A 17,139-nucleotide genomic window follows, 5' to 3' on the forward strand; every position below is an offset into this window, starting at 1 on the left:
TTCTTTCCCTAGTGTTTAAGGCAACACAATCCCTGGAGATAATTTTTCTGGTAAGGTTAAGCTGCCACTTTCAAGTGATGCCATTGGCCAAGCACAATAGTCGGCAGCGTAAAAAGCACTCGCGCGGTGATTACCTGATGCCCCTACACCACCAAACGGTGCAGCACTTGAAGCACCAGTTAATGGCTTATTCCAATTCACAATACCTGCACGTGCTTCAATGAGTAAGTCATCAAACAGTTCACGTTTTGGTGAAACCAAACCAACTGACAAGCCAAAACGAGTTGCGTTAGCAATTTTTAATGCTTCATCAAAACTGTCATAACGTTGAATGGTGGTAAGTGGACCGAAATATTCTTCATCTGGAATATCTTTCACGCCTGTGACATCAACAATACCCGGAGTAAGTAATGAGCTGTCTTCTTGAGGACGTGTCATGGCTAATAAACTTTTTGCACCCAACTCAAGTAATTTTTGCTGAGCATGCATCATGTTTGTTGCAGCAACCGACGAGATAACGCCACCCATAAATGGTTGTTGTTCATCATTCCAACGACCAACTTTTAGGTTTTTAGCAACTTCAACAAAACGTTGAATAAATGCATCACCTTCAGCACCATTTTTTACCAAGATGCGGCGCGCACATGTACAACGCTGACCTGCCGAAACAAAAGCAGATTGAATAGCAAGATTAACTACTGCATCGACATCAACAATTTCATCAATAATCAATGCATTATTGCCACCCATTTCAAGCGCAAGAATTTTTTCAGGTGCACCCGCCATTTGCTTATGCAAGTGATAACCAGTGTTTGCACTTCCGGTAAACAATAAACCATCAATTTCATGTGAGGCAGCCAAGGCTTCACCAGTTGTGCGTCCACCTTGAACCAAATTCATCACACCATTTGGCAGACCAGCTTGTTGCCAAAGTTTTACAGTTTCTTCAGCAGTCCAAGGCGTTAATTCACTTGGTTTAAATACAACTGTGTTGCCAGCAAGCAATGCAGGAACAATATGCCCATTTGGTAGATGGCCCGGGAAGTTATATGGACCGAAAACTGCAAGCACACCATGCGGACGATGACGTAAAGATGCTACACCATCGGCCATTTCAGTTGAAGTTTCGCCTGTACGCTGGTGGTAAGCGCGAATCGAAATCGCAACTTTGCCAATCATTGATTGAACTTCAGTTAACGTTTCCCAAAATGGCTTACTGGTTTCTTGGCTAATGACTTCTGCTAAATGCTTTTTATTTTCTTCAAGCAAAGCGGCAAATTTTTCAACAATCGCTACACGCTCTGCAAGTGGTAAACGCGCCCAAGCTGGAAACGCAGTACGCGCTGCCTGACAAGCTTGCTCTACATTAGTAGCAGTAGCCTCGGCACCTGACCATACAGTTTGGTTATCAACAGGATTTGTTTTTTCAAATGTTGCGCCGCTGCCTTGTAACCAGACACCGTTTATAAATAAAGAGTTTGACATCAGGATACTTCCATTGGATTTAGTGATAACACACGAACAACGTGACCTTCTTGTACACCGAGTTTTTCAGCTTGTTCATGTGTTAAATTTATTGTGTTATCAACAAGATCAAGCTTTAACAGCATTGCCTTATAGTCATGATAATTATCATTGGCAATGAGATATTGGGTCTTACCGACCGCAGCTTCACTTGTAATTTTGACGTTTAGTAACTGACTTTCTTTTACTGCTCGCAATTCATCAATATTGGCTTCAATGGTTGGACCAGCATCAAAAATATCGACATATCCTTGATAGCGTAAGCCTTCCGACTCAAGCACATGATAAGCAGGCAAAGTTTGTGGATGCATTTTTCCAATTACCTCTTGCGCATCTTTTGGCAAGAGATCTACATAAACTGGGAAACGTGGCATAAGCTCTGCAATAAACACTTTTTGCCCAATTCCACTCAAATAGTCTGCTGTTGAAAAATCCATATTAAAGAAATGGTGACCAATCGCATCCCAAAATGGAGAACATCCATTTTCGTCTGAGAAACCACGCATTTCAGCAATTAACTTTTTCTCGAAATATTGCTTAAAGGCAGCGATAAACATAAAACGGATTTTCGATAAGAATTTACCGTTTTGGTTTTCACGACGCTCTGGATCTAAAAATAGTGTACAGAGTTCGCTACTACCTGTTCTGTCATTACTTAAAAATAAAGTAGGTAATGACTTATAAACATTTAATGCTTTTGAAGCGTGTACTTGAGTACCAACATGAAAGTTGTACCAAGGTTCAATGAGCCCTACAGCAACTTCAATTGCACTTAACCCAATAACACGTTGAGCTTCTGTATCTTCAAGAACAAATAAATAACCTTGTTCACTTTTATGGACATTGCCATTTAAAGTATTGCGAGTACGTGAAATTCGAGCCGAAAGTGTATCCATATTTTGCGGCAAGGAAGTCAGACCTACACCCGACTTACCTGCTAATTTATAAATATCTTCAAGGTCTCGAAACTCGGCATGACGGACGATCATCATGGCTAGCTTTCCTTTTTTTTATTTAGCCAACTTTGCCAATGCGCGTTTTAAACGAGCAATTCCTTCATCAATATCTTGTTCAGGAATAATTAGAGACGGTGTAAAACGAACCACGTTTGGTCCCGCGATTAAAGCAAGCAAACCTTCTTCGCCCGCCCAAGTCGTAATGTCTTTCGCTTTCCCTGCATACTCAGCTTTTAATACACAACCAATGAGTAAGCCTTGACCACGAATTTCTTCAAAAATCGGGTACTCAGTATTTAATTTATTTAATGCGTCTAGGAAATATTGATGACGATGTTTTACACCTTCAAGTACTTCAGGCGTATTAATAAACTCAAATACTGCACCTGCAACCGCACTTGCTAACGGGTTACCACCATAAGTCGTGCCATGTGTACCCACTGAAAAATGCGGAGCAAACTTATCAGTTGTTAACATTGCGCCGACTGGGAAACCACCACCTAGTGCTTTTGCAGTCGTTAATACATCTGGAATAACACCAGAGTTCATGTAGGCATAAAGTGCACCTGTACGGCCAACACCAGTTTGTACTTCATCAAAAATAAGTAAGGCACCGAAGTCATCACACAGTGCACGTAAACCTTTTAAAAATTCGATGTCAGCAGGAATAACGCCGCCTTCACCTTGGATTGGCTCAACAATCACGGCACAAGTTTGTTCATTAATGACCGCTTTTGCAGCTTCTAAATCATTAAAGGCAACATGGTTGATACCATTTGGAAGTGGTGCAAAGTCTTGTGAATATTTAGGTTGACCACCCGCTGAAACGGTAAATAAGGTACGGCCGTGGAACGCATTGTTAAATGCCACAATGCCACTTTTGCCAGCAACACCACTGTCGAGTCCAACTTTACGAGCTAGTTTTAATGCTGCTTCATTCGCTTCTGCACCTGAGTTACAGAAGAATACTTTATCTGCAAATGTATTTTCAGTGAGTTGTTTTGCGAGGCGTAGAACAGGTTCATTTGTATAACCGTTGCCTACATGCCAAAGTTTTGTTGCTTGTTCTGTTAAAGCATTCACTGCCACTGGATGCGCATGACCTAATGCGTTTACTGCAATCCCGCCTGCAAAATCGATATATTCTTTATTTTCTTGATCCCAAATACGTGAACCTTCACCACGTACCGGAATGAAATTTGCCGGTGCAAAAACTGGAACCATCCAGTCGTTAAAGTTGCTTCGAGTTACAGAAATTGGCTGTTCCATGCTTACCTCAGTATTTATTTAATATATTCGATAACACTTAAATTTGAATAATTCAGAAAAAGGGACTGAACAAATAAACCCTATAACATCCTTTATATTTGTTCAGACCACTTTTTCTAAAAGTAATTTCCGCAGATTAGCCTGGGAAAATACCGCGTTCTTTACGAGCTTTTAAGATACGCTCACATGCCAAGATGTAAGCCGCTGTACGTAAAGTACAAGCGTTGCTGTTTGCTGTATTCCAAACATCTTCCATAGCTTGAACCATCAACTTGTCTAAACGCTCGTTGATTTCTTCTTCGCTCCAGAAGTAGCTCGCCATGTCTTGAACCCATTCGAAGTAACTTACAGTTACACCGCCGGCGTTACATACCACGTCAGGAACTACAACAATGCCACGCTCAACTAATACGTCTTCAGCTTTAGGATATGTCGGGCCGTTTGCGCCTTCTAAAATCAACTTAGCTTTAAGTTTTTGAGCACGTTCAACAGTGATTTGGCCTTCCAATGCAGCTGGAACAATAATGTCAACTTCAGCTGTCCAGAAATCTTCGTCAGCAATTGATTGCGCACCAGCAAAACCACCAACACCTTGATTTGCATTTACGTGATCACGTAATGCTTCAAGATCAATACCATCAGCATTGAAAATTGTGCCAGTATGGTCTTGAACGTGTGTAACTTTCGCTTTTGATTCAACAAATAAGAAAGCTGCTTCACTACCTACGTTACCAAAACCTTGAATAGCAACTTTCGCGCCTTCAATTGGTAAATTAATTTTTGCTGCTACTTCACGACCTGTAACGAATACGCCACGACCAGTTGCTTTCACACGACCTAAAGAACCGCCTAAGTGAACTGGTTTACCAGTTACAACACCAGTTACCGTGTGACCTTGGCTAGTAGAATAAGTATCCATCATCCAACCCATGATATTGGCATTCGTACCAACGTCTGGAGCAGGAATATCTTTTTGAGGCCCAATAATATGACCAATTTCAGTCGTATAACGACGAGTCAAACGCTCTAATTCACGAGTTGATAATTTACGTGGATCAACACGGATACCACCTTTTGCACCACCAAATGGCAAGTTCAAAACAGCAGTTTTAATTGTCATCCATGCAGACAACGCCATCACTTCATTCAAGTCAACATTTGGATGGTAACGAACACCGCCTTTACCCGGACCACGAGACAAGTTGTGTTGTACACGGTAACCTTCAAAGTGCTGGATCGAACCGTCATCCATCACGATTGGCACGTCAACAATAAGCGCACGCTTAGGACGTTTTAAAGTATCGATATAATCAGCTAAATGTTCTAAATATGGCGCTACACGGTCAATTTGTGCCAAGTAAGTTTGCCATGCATCGCTATGTTCGTTTACGTATGAAAGATCTGACATCTTTTTTCCTATATACCTTCATAGACTCAGATTTGATAAATCCGTAGTCTTTATTATTCAGCAACTAAAACCTTGCAATAACAAAGTCTTAGTTTATTTACTAAACCTTCTGCTCTTCTAAAGCATTAGGTTTTTTAAATTCCATTTGTTGATACTAAAAGTATGATCTACTTTTATATATCGATATCTTTTACAAGCTTTCTTTCATTTAACTTACTGTTTATAAAGCTATCTTTATAAAAGCAAAGTTTAACCACAACCCACTTAATCCAGTCGGCTGAAATATAAATACAAAAGAAATGGCATAACCGTTTGGGAGTTAAAAAGAACGATGATTTATAAAAAAATCATATGTCCATAAAAATTATTTTGACTAATCGATAGATCCCTCCATTAGTCTTTTTAAAAATAAACATTGTTCAATAATGCTACAGATTAATTATCTCTACACATACCGCTTAAAATTAAGCCGGAACATAGCTATAAAATCTTCCAATAAATATAGCATAGAGCACACTCATTTAGAACATTTTAAAATAAATAAGCAGAGAAAAAATAATCAAATCGCACTAATCTTTATAATAAAAAAACAACAAATATTAAAAAAAGCTTAACTTTAATAAAAAAAATTTATAGAAAACATAAAATCATAATTTAAAAAAATACACCAAATTAAAATTATAAATAACAATAACTTAAAAATTAATCACCTTCATGAATTTGTCAAAAAATTATACCACCTCTACATTAAATCTATAATAAGTCCATTTCTAATTCATATTTTATAAAAACCCAAAAACCTCTTTATCAAATAACCAAGCTAAACATAGACTTAATCAACTATTAATAATAAATAAATATTAATAAGAATCCGATAAATGGTAATTTTATAAAACAATATTTGTTTTCATGATTAAAAATAAAACTTCATTTTTAAAAAAAATACAGAAATTCTTTCTTTTGCAGTTCCTTTAAGGCACAAAAAAGGCCCCTTTCGGGACCTTTAAAAACACATTTTTCGACTAAAAAGCTTAGCTTTACACTAGATCTTTCTTTCGATAAAAAATGAAGTAGCTTGCATAGCATAAAATGATAAAAATAATGCAGCAGATAAAACCAACTTGCATAGATGGGTCAAACACCATACTGATACAGGTAACGATACAGAACAGCCCACCTACAATTGGAGTAAGAGGGAAAAGAGGTGCCGCGAAGCGTAAATCTTTTGCTGTTTTACCCGACTTATACCACTGTCTACGGAAGTTAAACTGTGAAACGCAAATCGCAATCCAAACCACAACCATTGTAAAAGCTGCAACGCCCAACAAATTCTTAAAAATTGTTTCTGGCGCGAATTGTTCTGAAAGCAATCCAGGAATTGCACCAAACATAGTTACAGTAATGGCAACAATCGGTGTTCCAGAAGGAGTTAATTTAGAAAATATTTTTGGTAATTGATTTTTTGCCGAAAGCGACCACATCATACGTGAAGCAGCAAACAAACCAGAATTTGCAGCAGATAGTAAAGCCGTAATAATTACAAAGCGAATAATGTCTTCTGCGTATGGAATACCAATATAGTTAAATACCGTCACAAAAGGACTATTACTTACTTCATTTGCACTAAGGCCTGCAAGCTGGAACGGCAGTAATGAACTAATCACCACAATTGTACCAACAAAGAAAATCAGTAAACGCCAAATAGCCGCATTGATTGCTTTAGGAACTGTCTGTGCTGGATTCTCAGCTTCCCCCGCCGCTACTCCAATTAATTCTGTGCCCGAAAAAGCAAAGTTAACAATCAGCATAGTAGCAAAAATTGGGAAGAGACCGTTTGGGAACCAACCGTGAGCAGTCAGGTTACTAAATAATGGCGCTGTTTCATGTCCGTGGTAAGGAATAAAACCAAAAATTGCCAGTAAACCTAAACCAATAAAACAGATGATTGTAATAACTTTGACGAGGGCCAACCAGAATTCAGATTCGGCAAATAATCGAGTTGAACTGATATTAAGAAAAAAAACTAAGGCACCAAAAAAAAGAGTCCAAGCCCATACCGAGGTAGATGGAAACCACTCCTGCACCAATAAAGCTGCCGCAGTAAACTCAGTCCCCAAAGTTGCAGTCCAGGTTAACCAATAGAGCCAAGTAATCATATAGCCCGTACCCGGACCAATATAACGACGCGCATATTCCCCAAAAGAACCTGATTCCGGCACATGAACCGCAAGCTCACCAAGGCATAACATCACGGTATAGGCAATTAAACCGCCCAAAAAATAAGAAATAATTGCGCCAATTGGGCCTGCTTGGGAAATTACATCACCAGACCCTAAAAAAAGACCTGTACCTATGGCACCGCCAAGGGAGATCATCACCAAATGTCGAGTACTCATTGCTCGTTTCAAAGGTGCAGAACTTCCATGTTGCGATGCATCATTATTCCGATAATTTAATGATTGCATATAAAAAACTGTAACGACAATTTAGTAAAAAATCATTTTAGGAGAAAAAAATAAATATGCAATTATCTTTGAATAGTGAACTTATTTTAACCAAGCTCTTCAGGTAAAAATAAAATATATAGTAAAAACATTTAGTTATATTTTTTTATAGCTATAACTGTATTTTAATTAATCTTATATTATTTCTATAATTTATGTATTATAAAAACCCATTTATTTTTAAATATAATATTTATATACATTACTGATTATGCCTACTTTAAATACAGCAGATCACCATATAATAAACCTACTATTTATTTAAATAATGAATTTTAAAAAAATATACAAATAAGTTTATAAAAAAATATTTTTTAAGCAAAAAATAAAGCCCAAACCTAAAGGTCTGAGCTTTATTTAAACACTATAAAGTTTTAATAGCTGATGGTAGTCAACTGCTCTGTAGGTTGAATTGAACCTTCCGTAAATTCACACAGCCCTTGTTCATCACAAGATAAATTTAGTTGCTTATAGCTAATCGCAAAGCAGTCGGAATATTTTTTGATTACAAATGGGCTCATATCAGATGTTAAAGGCTCTTCACTCTTGAACAATTTAATGACTTTGCGATCATTCATCGCTAACAAATAAATTTCATTATTTAATTCAATATTCACTACACCAGTTTGCTCAGCCACAATTGGAACCAAATAAGGTTTATTCGCCAGTAGAGTGTCTACCGTGTAACTTTCAAACTTTGAATTGATAAGGTTAAATACCAAAATTAAACCAAAGCTAGTCTGCAAGCCTTCTTTGTAATTTGCATCTTCTTGAATTCGTTGTACTTTAATACCAAGCTTTTGAAAATCCAACTCAGTTGCTTGATTTGTTTTTATCAGACTACGTGTAATAGCCTGTTTAAGGGGGTTATCAAAATAACGTTCATCTAACTGAAAATCATTTTGACGTAATATTTTTAACAACATTTCATCATGTTGGGTAAGAACATGCGCAAGTACATTACGGAAGTAAAACTTACTTTGTTTTTTGACCTTACGAACTTGCTGATAAAAATAGATTTCATAGAAATCATGTTCAATAAAATCATGTAATAAACTTGAACTAGCCAATACAGACAATGCTTCATGACCAGTAAATGGCAAATGAATCGTATGTAAGCTTGGTAACAGCTCTTTTATTTTTAAGTAATGTTCACGGTCAATCGAGAAATATGGGTCATAAACAATGACGTATTCACGCGCTGCATCGACATCTTGCGGCTGAATCTGCATGTCTTTATTTGCTATAGCATCAAAAAACTCAGCATAGCGTCGGTCTTCAACGTGTTCAGGGTCAATTGAATATTGAGGCACAAATGCAATCACACGGTTCATATTCAATAAATTAGAATATTTGATTGCCGCATAGCCGCCCATTGAACCGCCATAACCCACAATATTTTTAAAGCCTTTTAGAATAGGCGAAATTGCTTTTGCCAGCTCAATCATGCTTGCTTGAGGAAACCATGATTTTTGTTTTGGCATTACCCCAATAACATTATATTGGTATTTAATTAGGGACTTTTCAGCATTGATAGATAAGCCACTCGCTCGGGTAATCAAATCGCCAAAAGAGAGAACCAATGTATTAGAATCGCCTGGTAAAAAAATGGCTCTAATGTGTTCGTCTTCAAAAATAATTTGCTTATCCATGCTCACACCGAAAGAAAATTTACTCCCACATACAACGTCAAAAATGAAACAAAATAGGTGTTTTGCCAATTTATGATTGCGGAGTATCTTATTTTATAGATGCCAGTCAGATTAAAAAGCGCAAAATATGACACAATCCTTACATCCTGCCGCTCAAAAAGGCTTCAGTTCAGCTGCTGAACTATATCAGCAAGTTAGACCCAATTATCCCGCAGAAATAGTAAGTTGGCTGCAAAATTGCCTACAAATACAGGAAAAATCTACTGTTATTGATCTTGGATCGGGTACTGGCAAATTCTTACCCTACTTAAAACAAACACATGCTGATGTTATTGCAGTTGAGCCAATTGGCGAGATGTTACAGCAGCTTCAACAAGTTTATCCTGATATTCAAACATTACAGGCTTTTAGCCATTCAATTCCTGTAGCAGATCATAAAATTGATGCCATTATTTGTGCGCAATCTTTTCACTGGTTTGACAACCTCGACACCCTAACAGAAATGCATAGAGTATTAAAACCAGAAGGACATTTAGGGCTAGTTTGGAATCAACGCGACGAACGTACAGATTGGGTCAAGGCTTTAGCTGACTTCCTACTTCCTCTTGAAGGTGACACACCTCGTTATCATAGTGAAAAGTGGAAACGCGTATTTGAACAACAAGATTTATTTGTATTTGATAGCCTACAAACATTCACACAGTCACAACAGGGTTCTGTCGAACAAGTCGTGAGTAAACGTTTACTCTCTACTAGTTTTATTGCTGCAATGACTGAAAAAGATCAATTACAACTCAAAGCACAGTTTGAAAAAATTGTTTATGATTTTACGGGATTAGGTCCTCAAGATCAGATTGATTTTCCATATATTACGTATGCATATCACTTTCAGAAAAGTACGTTACCCATTAAATAATTAGTGAATAGGTTTGGTTGAAAGTTATGAAGAAAACACCTCAAATCATATTAATGTCTTTGCTTTGCTCTAGCCTATTTCTGACTGCTTGTAAAAAAGCGGATGAGCCTGCTAAGACGGAGCAACCTTCTAGCACCTCATCTACCGATCAGGTTTTAGAAAAACTGAATGAAAGACCTGTTAAGACCTTCCCTGCCACTGCTGATGATGCGCACGATATTGCGCTGTTAGAGGATTATGACCGTCGCTTTACAGAAATGAGTGACGAGATGGAAAGTGAATTAGCAAAAATGCATGAAGCTGGAACCCTCACTACAGAGTTTGAGCAACAGCGTACTCTCGATAATGTGCGCTCTGCTCTAACCATGTTAAAAGATTTAGATCTAAAAACTGAGCAGGGCCGTTACATTCAGGGTTTACTTTATCAATATTGGGAAAACCAAGAAAAACACTTGAGTGATAAACAAGCCAATAAAGATGAACAGATCAATGATCTTGCCGACTATTTACAAGCACAAAATCAATTAAAATATTGGAAAGCATCGCAACAGAAATAAGCAATGTAGTGGTTATAAAAAAGCCTTCAAACTTATGAAGGCTTTTTTTTAAATTATATATTTTGCTTTTCAACCCAATGAATTGCCTGAACGCGAAATAACTCACATGCACCATCACCAGTATCAGTCGGCGTAAGTGAAGATTTCCAGACTAAATTTTTGTCCTTAATCTCGACAAGGTCACCTTTTAGATAAACTAAATCACCACGTTTAACCTGTTTAATCTGCTGAGCAATCTCAGGGTTTGCAGGAATGATGTGCATGTTAGACACCATTTGCATTGCTTGCTCTGCTGGAACAGGTAATTTAGGAATTTTCCAGTTTAAATAACGATCATATTGTTTCACTGAAATATGACGTGCGATTTCAGGCTGTGCGAACAATCCCCAACTTACGGCATAGTCAATAGGAGAAAATTTAGCTTGTTCATCATTTTGATAAACTTTTGAACCCAAGATTCTGAAATTTCCTTGAAAAGGTTGTAATACAGAAATAGATTGATCTTTTTCTATCGGGCTCAAACCTTTGGCAATATTATATTCACTTGAGGTCGATGCAAATGCTGAACTCATGCCAATAGCAGCTAAAAAGCCCATCATCAAACGTTTTTTTTTCATCGTGTTACACCTCAAATATTGCTAGATCAAAGTGAATAGATCTTCAATTTATAATAGCTTTAAGCGATGAAAAAAATATCGAAATTTAGTAACAATACAGATCAATTTCGTCTATTTTTGTGCTGAATTAAACAGCTTGTTAATCTTCGAAATCTATTCTCAACGTTTCAAAACGAACCTTACCTTGTTGAACAGCTTGTGCAATTGCCTGTTGACCTTTCGTAAGTCTAGCTCCTCCACTTTTTACATCGAGCAAAATAATATTGATGTCTTCTGCCGTACCATCGCTATCACGAAAATCGGTATATCCATCAAAAATAATATAGTCCACCGGATCGCCCATGAATTTTGCATCGCTTGGTAAATACTGAAATTCAGGTAAAACCGGAGCAAATTGTTCTGCCATTTTTCCTTTCAACACCGCACGACTTGTATTTACACTTCTCTTTTGTGCTTGAGTGAGAGCTTGTTGATGCTCTAATTCAAGTTCAGCAATATATTGCTCATATTCAGCCTTAATTCGTCCATTACGTGTATTTGATAAAATAAGAGTAGTGATAATGATGCCAATTCCAGCACCAATAAGCATGGCAAGCCATACAGACATAAATTTTCCTTAAAAAGCACGAATTAAGATTACAGATCTAATCATATCTAAAATAACGAAACAGCTTAAACTTTTGTCAAATGTGGTCATCTCCTTCACATAAAAAGATGCTAAGGTATAAAACATAAACAAATGTGCTGCTGAAAATAATTGGATTTATGAAAACGATACTTATTGCAAATCAAAAGGGCGGATGCGGAAAAACCATGACGGCCATTACGTTGGCAACAGCATTGGCACAAAAAGGATATAAAGTAGCATTAGCAGATTCGGACAATCAAAAATCGGCTTTACAATGGTTAAAACAGCGCCCTGATACCGTTGCAACGATTCAAAGCCTAGACTGGCGTCATGAGAAATCAATTGGTGATGCACCCAAAAATCTGGACTATTTAATTATTGATGCGCCTGGTGCTCTGTCAGGTGAGCATGCTGAACAACTTATTAGTGAAGCTCATGCCATTATTACTCCGCTTCAGCCTTCATTTTTTGACATAGACAGTACTCGTCGCTTTTTGAAGCATTTACAAGATATTAAACGTATTCGCAAAGGCAAAGTACAGATTTTGCTTCTTGCTAACCGTGTAAAACCAAACAGTGCAAGCTCAAAAGATATCCAACAGTTCTTTGAAAAAATTGAACAGGAACCTGTTGCATGGATTGCTGAACGCACTGCATATGGCAGCTTAGCAATGCAAGGCTTAAGCATTTTTGATAAACCGCAAAAGAACTTTATTAGTATCCAAAATCAATGGCAACCTGTTCTAAACAAGTTAATTGAAGATAAAGCTGAGTGGTTTTAAGGGAGTTTTAGCCTCTAAAACCGCATGTATAAGGTTCTTTACATTACGGCCTTAAAATTTGCCTCAGGTTATTTTTCAGTTAATATGACTTTATTCTATGTAGAAAATTAGAGAAATATTGTTCGTGCATCCATACGCTCCTAATTTACAGCGCGTTTTATTGTTTGGGCTGTTTTTTATTTTGATTTTTTTAGGATTTAATATCCTGAAATATTTTATTGTTCCTGTACTTTGGGCTGCCATCATTGCATATATGACTTGGCCTATTTATTTAAGAATTCAGCGTTTTTTTGGAGAATCACGTAATACTTTAAACGCAACCCTGATGATTAGTCTGGTCATTTTGGTAGTTGGTATCCCCTTTACATGCGCGGTTTTTATTTTGCAGCATGAGGGACGTAACTTATATTTTGATTTACAACGTCAGGTTTTTTCGGGTCATTTAAGCGTTCCAGATTTTATCCGTGACCTTCCTTTTGTAGGAAAAGAGATTTCTCGTACACTCAATGAATTGAACAACGATCCAAATAGTACGATTCAAAATATCGCAGCTTGGGTACAAAGCCATTTAAGTTATGGCCGTGTACTGCTTGGTGAAATTAGTAAAAATATTGTCAAACTTGGCTTTGCAGTATTTAGCCTATTTTTCTTCTATCGTGATGGACAAATGATTTTATCTCAAGTGAGTAAAGCTTTAGAAATGGTCATTGGTCCTCGTATTCATCATTATCTCGATACAATTTCTGAAACAACTCGTGCAGTAGTCTATGGTGTCGGTTTAACTGCAATTGCTCAAGCCGTTTTAGCTGGATTAAGTTACTTCGTAGCAGGTGTACCAAACCCTATGGTACTCACTATTGTTACTTTCTTATTGGCTTTAATTCCATTTGGTACTCCAATTTCTTATTTAGGCGTTGGCTTATGGTTGTTCTCTCAGGGACAAACTATGGAGGCAATTGGTGTTGTGGTTTGGGGTGTGCTGATTGTCAGTAGCTCAGATAATGTGATTAGACCACTCGTCATTTCTGGTGCAACCAAAATTCCGTTCTTATTAATTATGTTTGGTGTATTAGGCGGTATTGCGAGTTTTGGCTTGGTCGGATTATTTATTGGTCCTGTAATTCTGGCTATTTTATTGGCAATTTGGCGTGAATGGTTACATGAGACGATTGAGCCTGAACCTATGCCAAAAACGACCATGATTTATGATTCTGAGAGTGAATCCTCCAATGACAAAGAGTGACATAGTTATTTAATTTAAAAATGTTTCTAGATACAAATTAACTATTTAAATTAACTTGTAGGTCAGACCTCTGTTTGTTTGAATCAAATAATCATATATATTTATAAGGACATCCAATCATGCAGATGTTTAATAAAATTGGCGCAGTCTGTGCGCTTACAGCCCTTTTTACCGTTGGCTGTAGTTCGGTAACTAAAACTGTATCTGACACTGCCCAAGCATTAACCTCAATGCATACTAAAAAAGTGGTCGACGTAAATGAAGTAACAGCTAACGGTATTGGAAAAAAAATAGGTACAATTAGCTTTCAAGATAGCGACAAAGGTTTAATTATTACCCCTGCTCTTGCTGACTTACCAAGTGGTACTCGTGGTTTCCATATTCATGAAAATGCTTCTTGCGCACCTGCTGTAAAAGATGGAAAACCTGGGGCTGCTTTAGCTGCGGGTAGCCACTACAACCCGAACCAAGCCCCTCATCACGGTACTCCAACCACTGGCCATTTAGGCGATCTACCTGTTTTAGTTGTCGATAATACAGGTGTTGCAACAACTGCCGTAATCGCACCTCGATTAAAACTTGCTGATATTCAGGGTCGAGCGATTATGATCCATGCGGGTGGCGACAATTACTCAGACTCACCTCAACCTCTTGGCGGTGGTGGAGCACGAATTGCATGTGGTGTGATTAAATAATTTATATATTTTACAAATTGTGGGTATATAAAAAGATATCCACAATTCTGTTAATTTATTGATCGTTACAACTTGGTTTAAGTCTAATAAAATCTTAAAAAATGACTGACTTTTGTAGATAAAAAGAATAATATTTTTGAAGTAATAAAAATTTAAAGTTACATACTGCTTTCTCACGTATTCTCTAATTTAGAACAAAAGCCGTGAATTATCTGACCCAAATATTTAATAGCTTTAAGACAAACTCTATTTTAATTTATTGCCTGCAAATTCTGATTGTACTCACTGGCACAACTTTAGGTTTGCTGTGGCTGGGCTATAATCAACTTATTGTTCCCGTGACCTTAGGCGCAATTGCAGCAGCATTAACAGACTTTGATGATCGTTTAAGTATTCGATTACGCAACTTGGTCTATGTCTGCCTGCTCTTTTTTACAGTCAGTAGTATTCTTGGCTTTTTAGCTCCTTACAAAATTTTCTTTATTTTATATCTCTCTATCTCAAGCGCTTTTTTCATATTACTAGGCGCCTTAGGGCAACGTTATGCCACGATTTCTTTTGGTACTATTTTGCTCTCTATTTATAGTATGTTCGGTTTAGGCGAATATGCACATTGGTATCAACAACCTACTTATTTTGTTTATGGCGCTCTGTGGTACGGTTTAACTTCTATTTTATTTTTTATTATTAAACCGACACTTCCCTTACAAGATAAGCTCTCACAAATTTTTAAAGAAATTTCTGTTCTACTACAAGCAAAAGCTCGTTTGTTTGATCCGGACAATAAAGAGAATGTTGAACAGCTTTTATATGAATTATCTCTACAAAATACGCAAGTTGCCCAAAGCCTCAATCAAATACGCAGTTCACTACTTACTCGGCTCAAAGCTTCCAGAGTCAGTAATAAAAGTATCTATTGGCTAAACCTATATTTTTTCGCACGAGATATTCATGAGCAAGCCACTTCAAATTATTTACATTACGAACATATTCAACAGAATTTTAGCCGTAGTGATCTTATTTTCCGTTTCCAAAAAAACCTGCGTCTACAAGCACAAGCATGCCAAGACTTAGCTCAATGTATTTTATATAACCAGCCATATCAGCCTTCGCAAGAAAGTCAGAAAGTACTAGGACATTTGGAAAGTTCTTTAAAAGATTGGATACAACAACATCCACAAAATTTTGAAGTTAAAAATTTAAAACTTATTTTTGATAATTTAAAAGGAATGCATGAACAGTTTGAACAACTGCAATATGCCCAACCTGTTCCTGAAAATAGCACTCAAACAAGACAAGAACACTTAAATTTACTTGATGACGATATTCAAGGATTTTCAGATCTTATCTTAAAAATTCGGCAACAACTTACGCCACAGTCAGCGCTGTTTAGGCATGCTATACGGATTGCTGTGGTTTTCGCCGCAGGGTATGCCATTTCATTATTACCCTTTGCGCAGCATGGTTACTGGATTTTACTCACCAGTTTGTTTGTCTGTCAGATTACTTATTTTGCGACTAAAAGCCGTCTTAAATTAAGAACGATTGGTACATTACTTGGGGTTTTATTAGGAATACCTATTTTATATTTTGTACCGAGTATTGAAGGCCAGCTCATCATTACAATTATTTGTGGAGTCTGCTTTTTTTACTTACGTCAAAAGAAATATGCTTTGGCTACGCTCATGGCTACCCTTATGGTGCTATTAATTTTCAACTTAAAAGGCGCTGGCTACAGTATTATTTTGCCTCGACTGATAGATACCTTATTAGGCTGCTTTATTGCATGGCTCGCCGTAAACTTTATTTGGCCCGACTGGAACTTTCGGAACATCCCCAACAATATTAATAAAAGCAGCAAAGCGACCTTAGATTATTTCAATGTGATTGTTGAGCAATATCAATATGGCAAAAATCAAGACATCGAATATCGTAGAATTCGCCGTGCTGCACATAACGCTCAGATTGAGCTATCCAACATGATTTCAAGCTTAAGTGCTGAACCGAACCCGAACCCTCAACTCATCCATTATGCTTTTCGTTATCTGGTTTATAGCCACAGCCAACTGAGTTACGTAGCAGCGTTAGGAAGCCAACGACAAAAAATTGATGATCAACAGGTATTACAACTCTTACTAGATTGTCAGCAAATTCTTAAACAGAGCTTATTTGATCCGGCTTATATTGATTTCAATTTCCTTGAGCAGACTTTAGCGCAAATTCAAAGCCTAACTACTCATGAGCACTTTTCAGAGAATTACACACTCGTGTTAAAACAAATCAGTTTATTGCTAGAAACCTTGCCAGAATTATTAACACTTAAAGACAAACTTTTAGAACAAGAGATTAAGTAGAATAAAAAAATACCGGAATATCACTTCCGGTATT

Annotated in this window: 14 protein-coding genes; 6 read left to right on the forward strand and 8 right to left on the reverse strand. The window is 37.2% G+C overall.

What is annotated here, in order from left to right:
* Positions 1 to 15 precede the first annotated feature (15 nt).
* The 6 genes from astD to RMB06_RS08445 form a co-directional block, all read right to left on the reverse strand.
* Positions 16 to 1,485, reverse strand: coding sequence for a succinylglutamate-semialdehyde dehydrogenase (astD, locus tag RMB06_RS08420; RefSeq protein ID WP_311079051.1), 1,470 nt, complete (start codon positions 1,483 to 1,485; stop codon positions 16 to 18).
* Positions 1,485 to 2,516, reverse strand: coding sequence for an arginine N-succinyltransferase (astA, locus tag RMB06_RS08425; protein ID WP_002116871.1), 1,032 nt, complete (start codon positions 2,514 to 2,516; stop codon positions 1,485 to 1,487). Before astA ends, astD begins: the two co-directional genes overlap by 1 nt.
* Before the next feature lie 18 nt (positions 2,517 to 2,534).
* Positions 2,535 to 3,749 (reverse strand): aspartate aminotransferase family protein, encoded by a 1,215-nt coding sequence (locus tag RMB06_RS08430; protein ID WP_311079052.1) that lies wholly within the window; start codon positions 3,747 to 3,749, stop codon positions 2,535 to 2,537.
* A 136-nt stretch (positions 3,750 to 3,885) separates the two neighbouring features.
* Positions 3,886 to 5,157, reverse strand: a complete 1,272-nt coding sequence (locus tag RMB06_RS08435) for a Glu/Leu/Phe/Val dehydrogenase (RefSeq protein ID WP_005078412.1) — start codon at positions 5,155 to 5,157, stop codon at positions 3,886 to 3,888.
* A 1,037-nt stretch (positions 5,158 to 6,194) separates the two neighbouring features.
* Entirely contained in the window at positions 6,195 to 7,622 is a 1,428-nt protein-coding gene (locus RMB06_RS08440; RefSeq protein ID WP_005078414.1) for an amino acid permease, read from the reverse strand.
* A 413-nt stretch (positions 7,623 to 8,035) separates the two neighbouring features.
* Positions 8,036 to 9,313, reverse strand: coding sequence for a hypothetical protein (locus RMB06_RS08445; RefSeq protein WP_311079053.1), 1,278 nt, complete (start codon positions 9,311 to 9,313; stop codon positions 8,036 to 8,038).
* Positions 9,314 to 9,440: 127 nt separating this feature from the next.
* Here RMB06_RS08445 and RMB06_RS08450 point away from each other — a divergent pair, with 127 nt between their 5' ends.
* Both RMB06_RS08450 and RMB06_RS08455 read left to right on the forward strand, forming a co-directional pair.
* Entirely contained in the window at positions 9,441 to 10,229 is a 789-nt protein-coding gene (locus RMB06_RS08450; protein WP_060464962.1) for a class I SAM-dependent methyltransferase, read from the forward strand.
* Positions 10,230 to 10,255: 26 nt separating this feature from the next.
* Complete coding sequence (locus RMB06_RS08455; RefSeq protein ID WP_078219767.1) at positions 10,256 to 10,786, forward strand: hypothetical protein; 531 nt, start codon at positions 10,256 to 10,258, stop codon at positions 10,784 to 10,786.
* Between the two features lie 53 nt (positions 10,787 to 10,839).
* Here the strand turns inward: RMB06_RS08455 and RMB06_RS08460 are convergent, their stop codons facing one another.
* A complete protein-coding gene (locus RMB06_RS08460; protein WP_311079054.1) occupies positions 10,840 to 11,403 on the reverse strand; it encodes a hypothetical protein in 564 nt (187 codons plus the stop codon).
* A gap of 139 nt (positions 11,404 to 11,542) precedes the next feature.
* Positions 11,543 to 12,010, reverse strand: a complete 468-nt coding sequence (locus RMB06_RS08465; protein WP_311079055.1) for a Holliday junction resolvase-like protein — start codon at positions 12,008 to 12,010, stop codon at positions 11,543 to 11,545.
* 158 nt (positions 12,011 to 12,168) lie between these two features.
* Here RMB06_RS08465 and RMB06_RS08470 point away from each other — a divergent pair, with 158 nt between their 5' ends.
* The 4 genes from RMB06_RS08470 (at position 12,169) to yccS (ending at position 17,105) form a co-directional block, all read left to right on the forward strand.
* Entirely contained in the window at positions 12,169 to 12,813 is a 645-nt protein-coding gene (locus tag RMB06_RS08470; protein WP_005804567.1) for a ParA family protein, read from the forward strand.
* Between the two features lie 124 nt (positions 12,814 to 12,937).
* Positions 12,938 to 14,056, forward strand: coding sequence for an AI-2E family transporter (locus tag RMB06_RS08475; RefSeq protein ID WP_005067168.1), 1,119 nt, complete (start codon positions 12,938 to 12,940; stop codon positions 14,054 to 14,056).
* A gap of 125 nt (positions 14,057 to 14,181) precedes the next feature.
* Complete coding sequence (sodC, locus tag RMB06_RS08480) at positions 14,182 to 14,751, forward strand: superoxide dismutase family protein (protein ID WP_075383285.1); 570 nt, start codon at positions 14,182 to 14,184, stop codon at positions 14,749 to 14,751.
* A 203-nt stretch (positions 14,752 to 14,954) separates the two neighbouring features.
* Positions 14,955 to 17,105, forward strand: coding sequence for a YccS family putative transporter (gene yccS / locus RMB06_RS08485; protein WP_032036649.1), 2,151 nt, complete (start codon positions 14,955 to 14,957; stop codon positions 17,103 to 17,105).
* Positions 17,106 to 17,139 lie beyond the last annotated feature (34 nt).

Source organism: Acinetobacter sp. V104_13, from assembly GCF_031798995.1.
In the GTDB taxonomy this organism is placed as follows: Bacteria; Pseudomonadota; Gammaproteobacteria; order Pseudomonadales; family Moraxellaceae; genus Acinetobacter; species Acinetobacter pittii.

Coding starts and splice junctions, on each gene's coding strand:
- astD (WP_311079051.1), bottom strand. CDS start 1,485: ATGTCAAACTCTTTATTTATAAACGGTGTCTGGTTACAAGGCAGCGGC.
- RMB06_RS08465 (WP_311079055.1), bottom strand. CDS start 12,010: ATGTCTGTATGGCTTGCCATGCTTATTGGTGCTGGAATTGGCATCATT.
- astA (WP_002116871.1), bottom strand. CDS start 2,516: ATGATGATCGTCCGTCATGCCGAGTTTCGAGACCTTGAAGATATTTAT.
- sodC (WP_075383285.1), top strand. CDS start 14,182: ATGTTTAATAAAATTGGCGCAGTCTGTGCGCTTACAGCCCTTTTTACC.
- RMB06_RS08440 (WP_005078414.1), bottom strand. CDS start 7,622: ATGCAATCATTAAATTATCGGAATAATGATGCATCGCAACATGGAAGT.
- RMB06_RS08430 (WP_311079052.1), bottom strand. CDS start 3,749: ATGGAACAGCCAATTTCTGTAACTCGAAGCAACTTTAACGACTGGATG.
- RMB06_RS08445 (WP_311079053.1), bottom strand. CDS start 9,313: ATGGATAAGCAAATTATTTTTGAAGACGAACACATTAGAGCCATTTTT.
- RMB06_RS08460 (WP_311079054.1), bottom strand. CDS start 11,403: ATGAAAAAAAAACGTTTGATGATGGGCTTTTTAGCTGCTATTGGCATG.
- RMB06_RS08455 (WP_078219767.1), top strand. CDS start 10,256: ATGAAGAAAACACCTCAAATCATATTAATGTCTTTGCTTTGCTCTAGC.
- RMB06_RS08470 (WP_005804567.1), top strand. CDS start 12,169: ATGAAAACGATACTTATTGCAAATCAAAAGGGCGGATGCGGAAAAACC.
- RMB06_RS08435 (WP_005078412.1), bottom strand. CDS start 5,157: ATGTCAGATCTTTCATACGTAAACGAACATAGCGATGCATGGCAAACT.
- RMB06_RS08450 (WP_060464962.1), top strand. CDS start 9,441: ATGACACAATCCTTACATCCTGCCGCTCAAAAAGGCTTCAGTTCAGCT.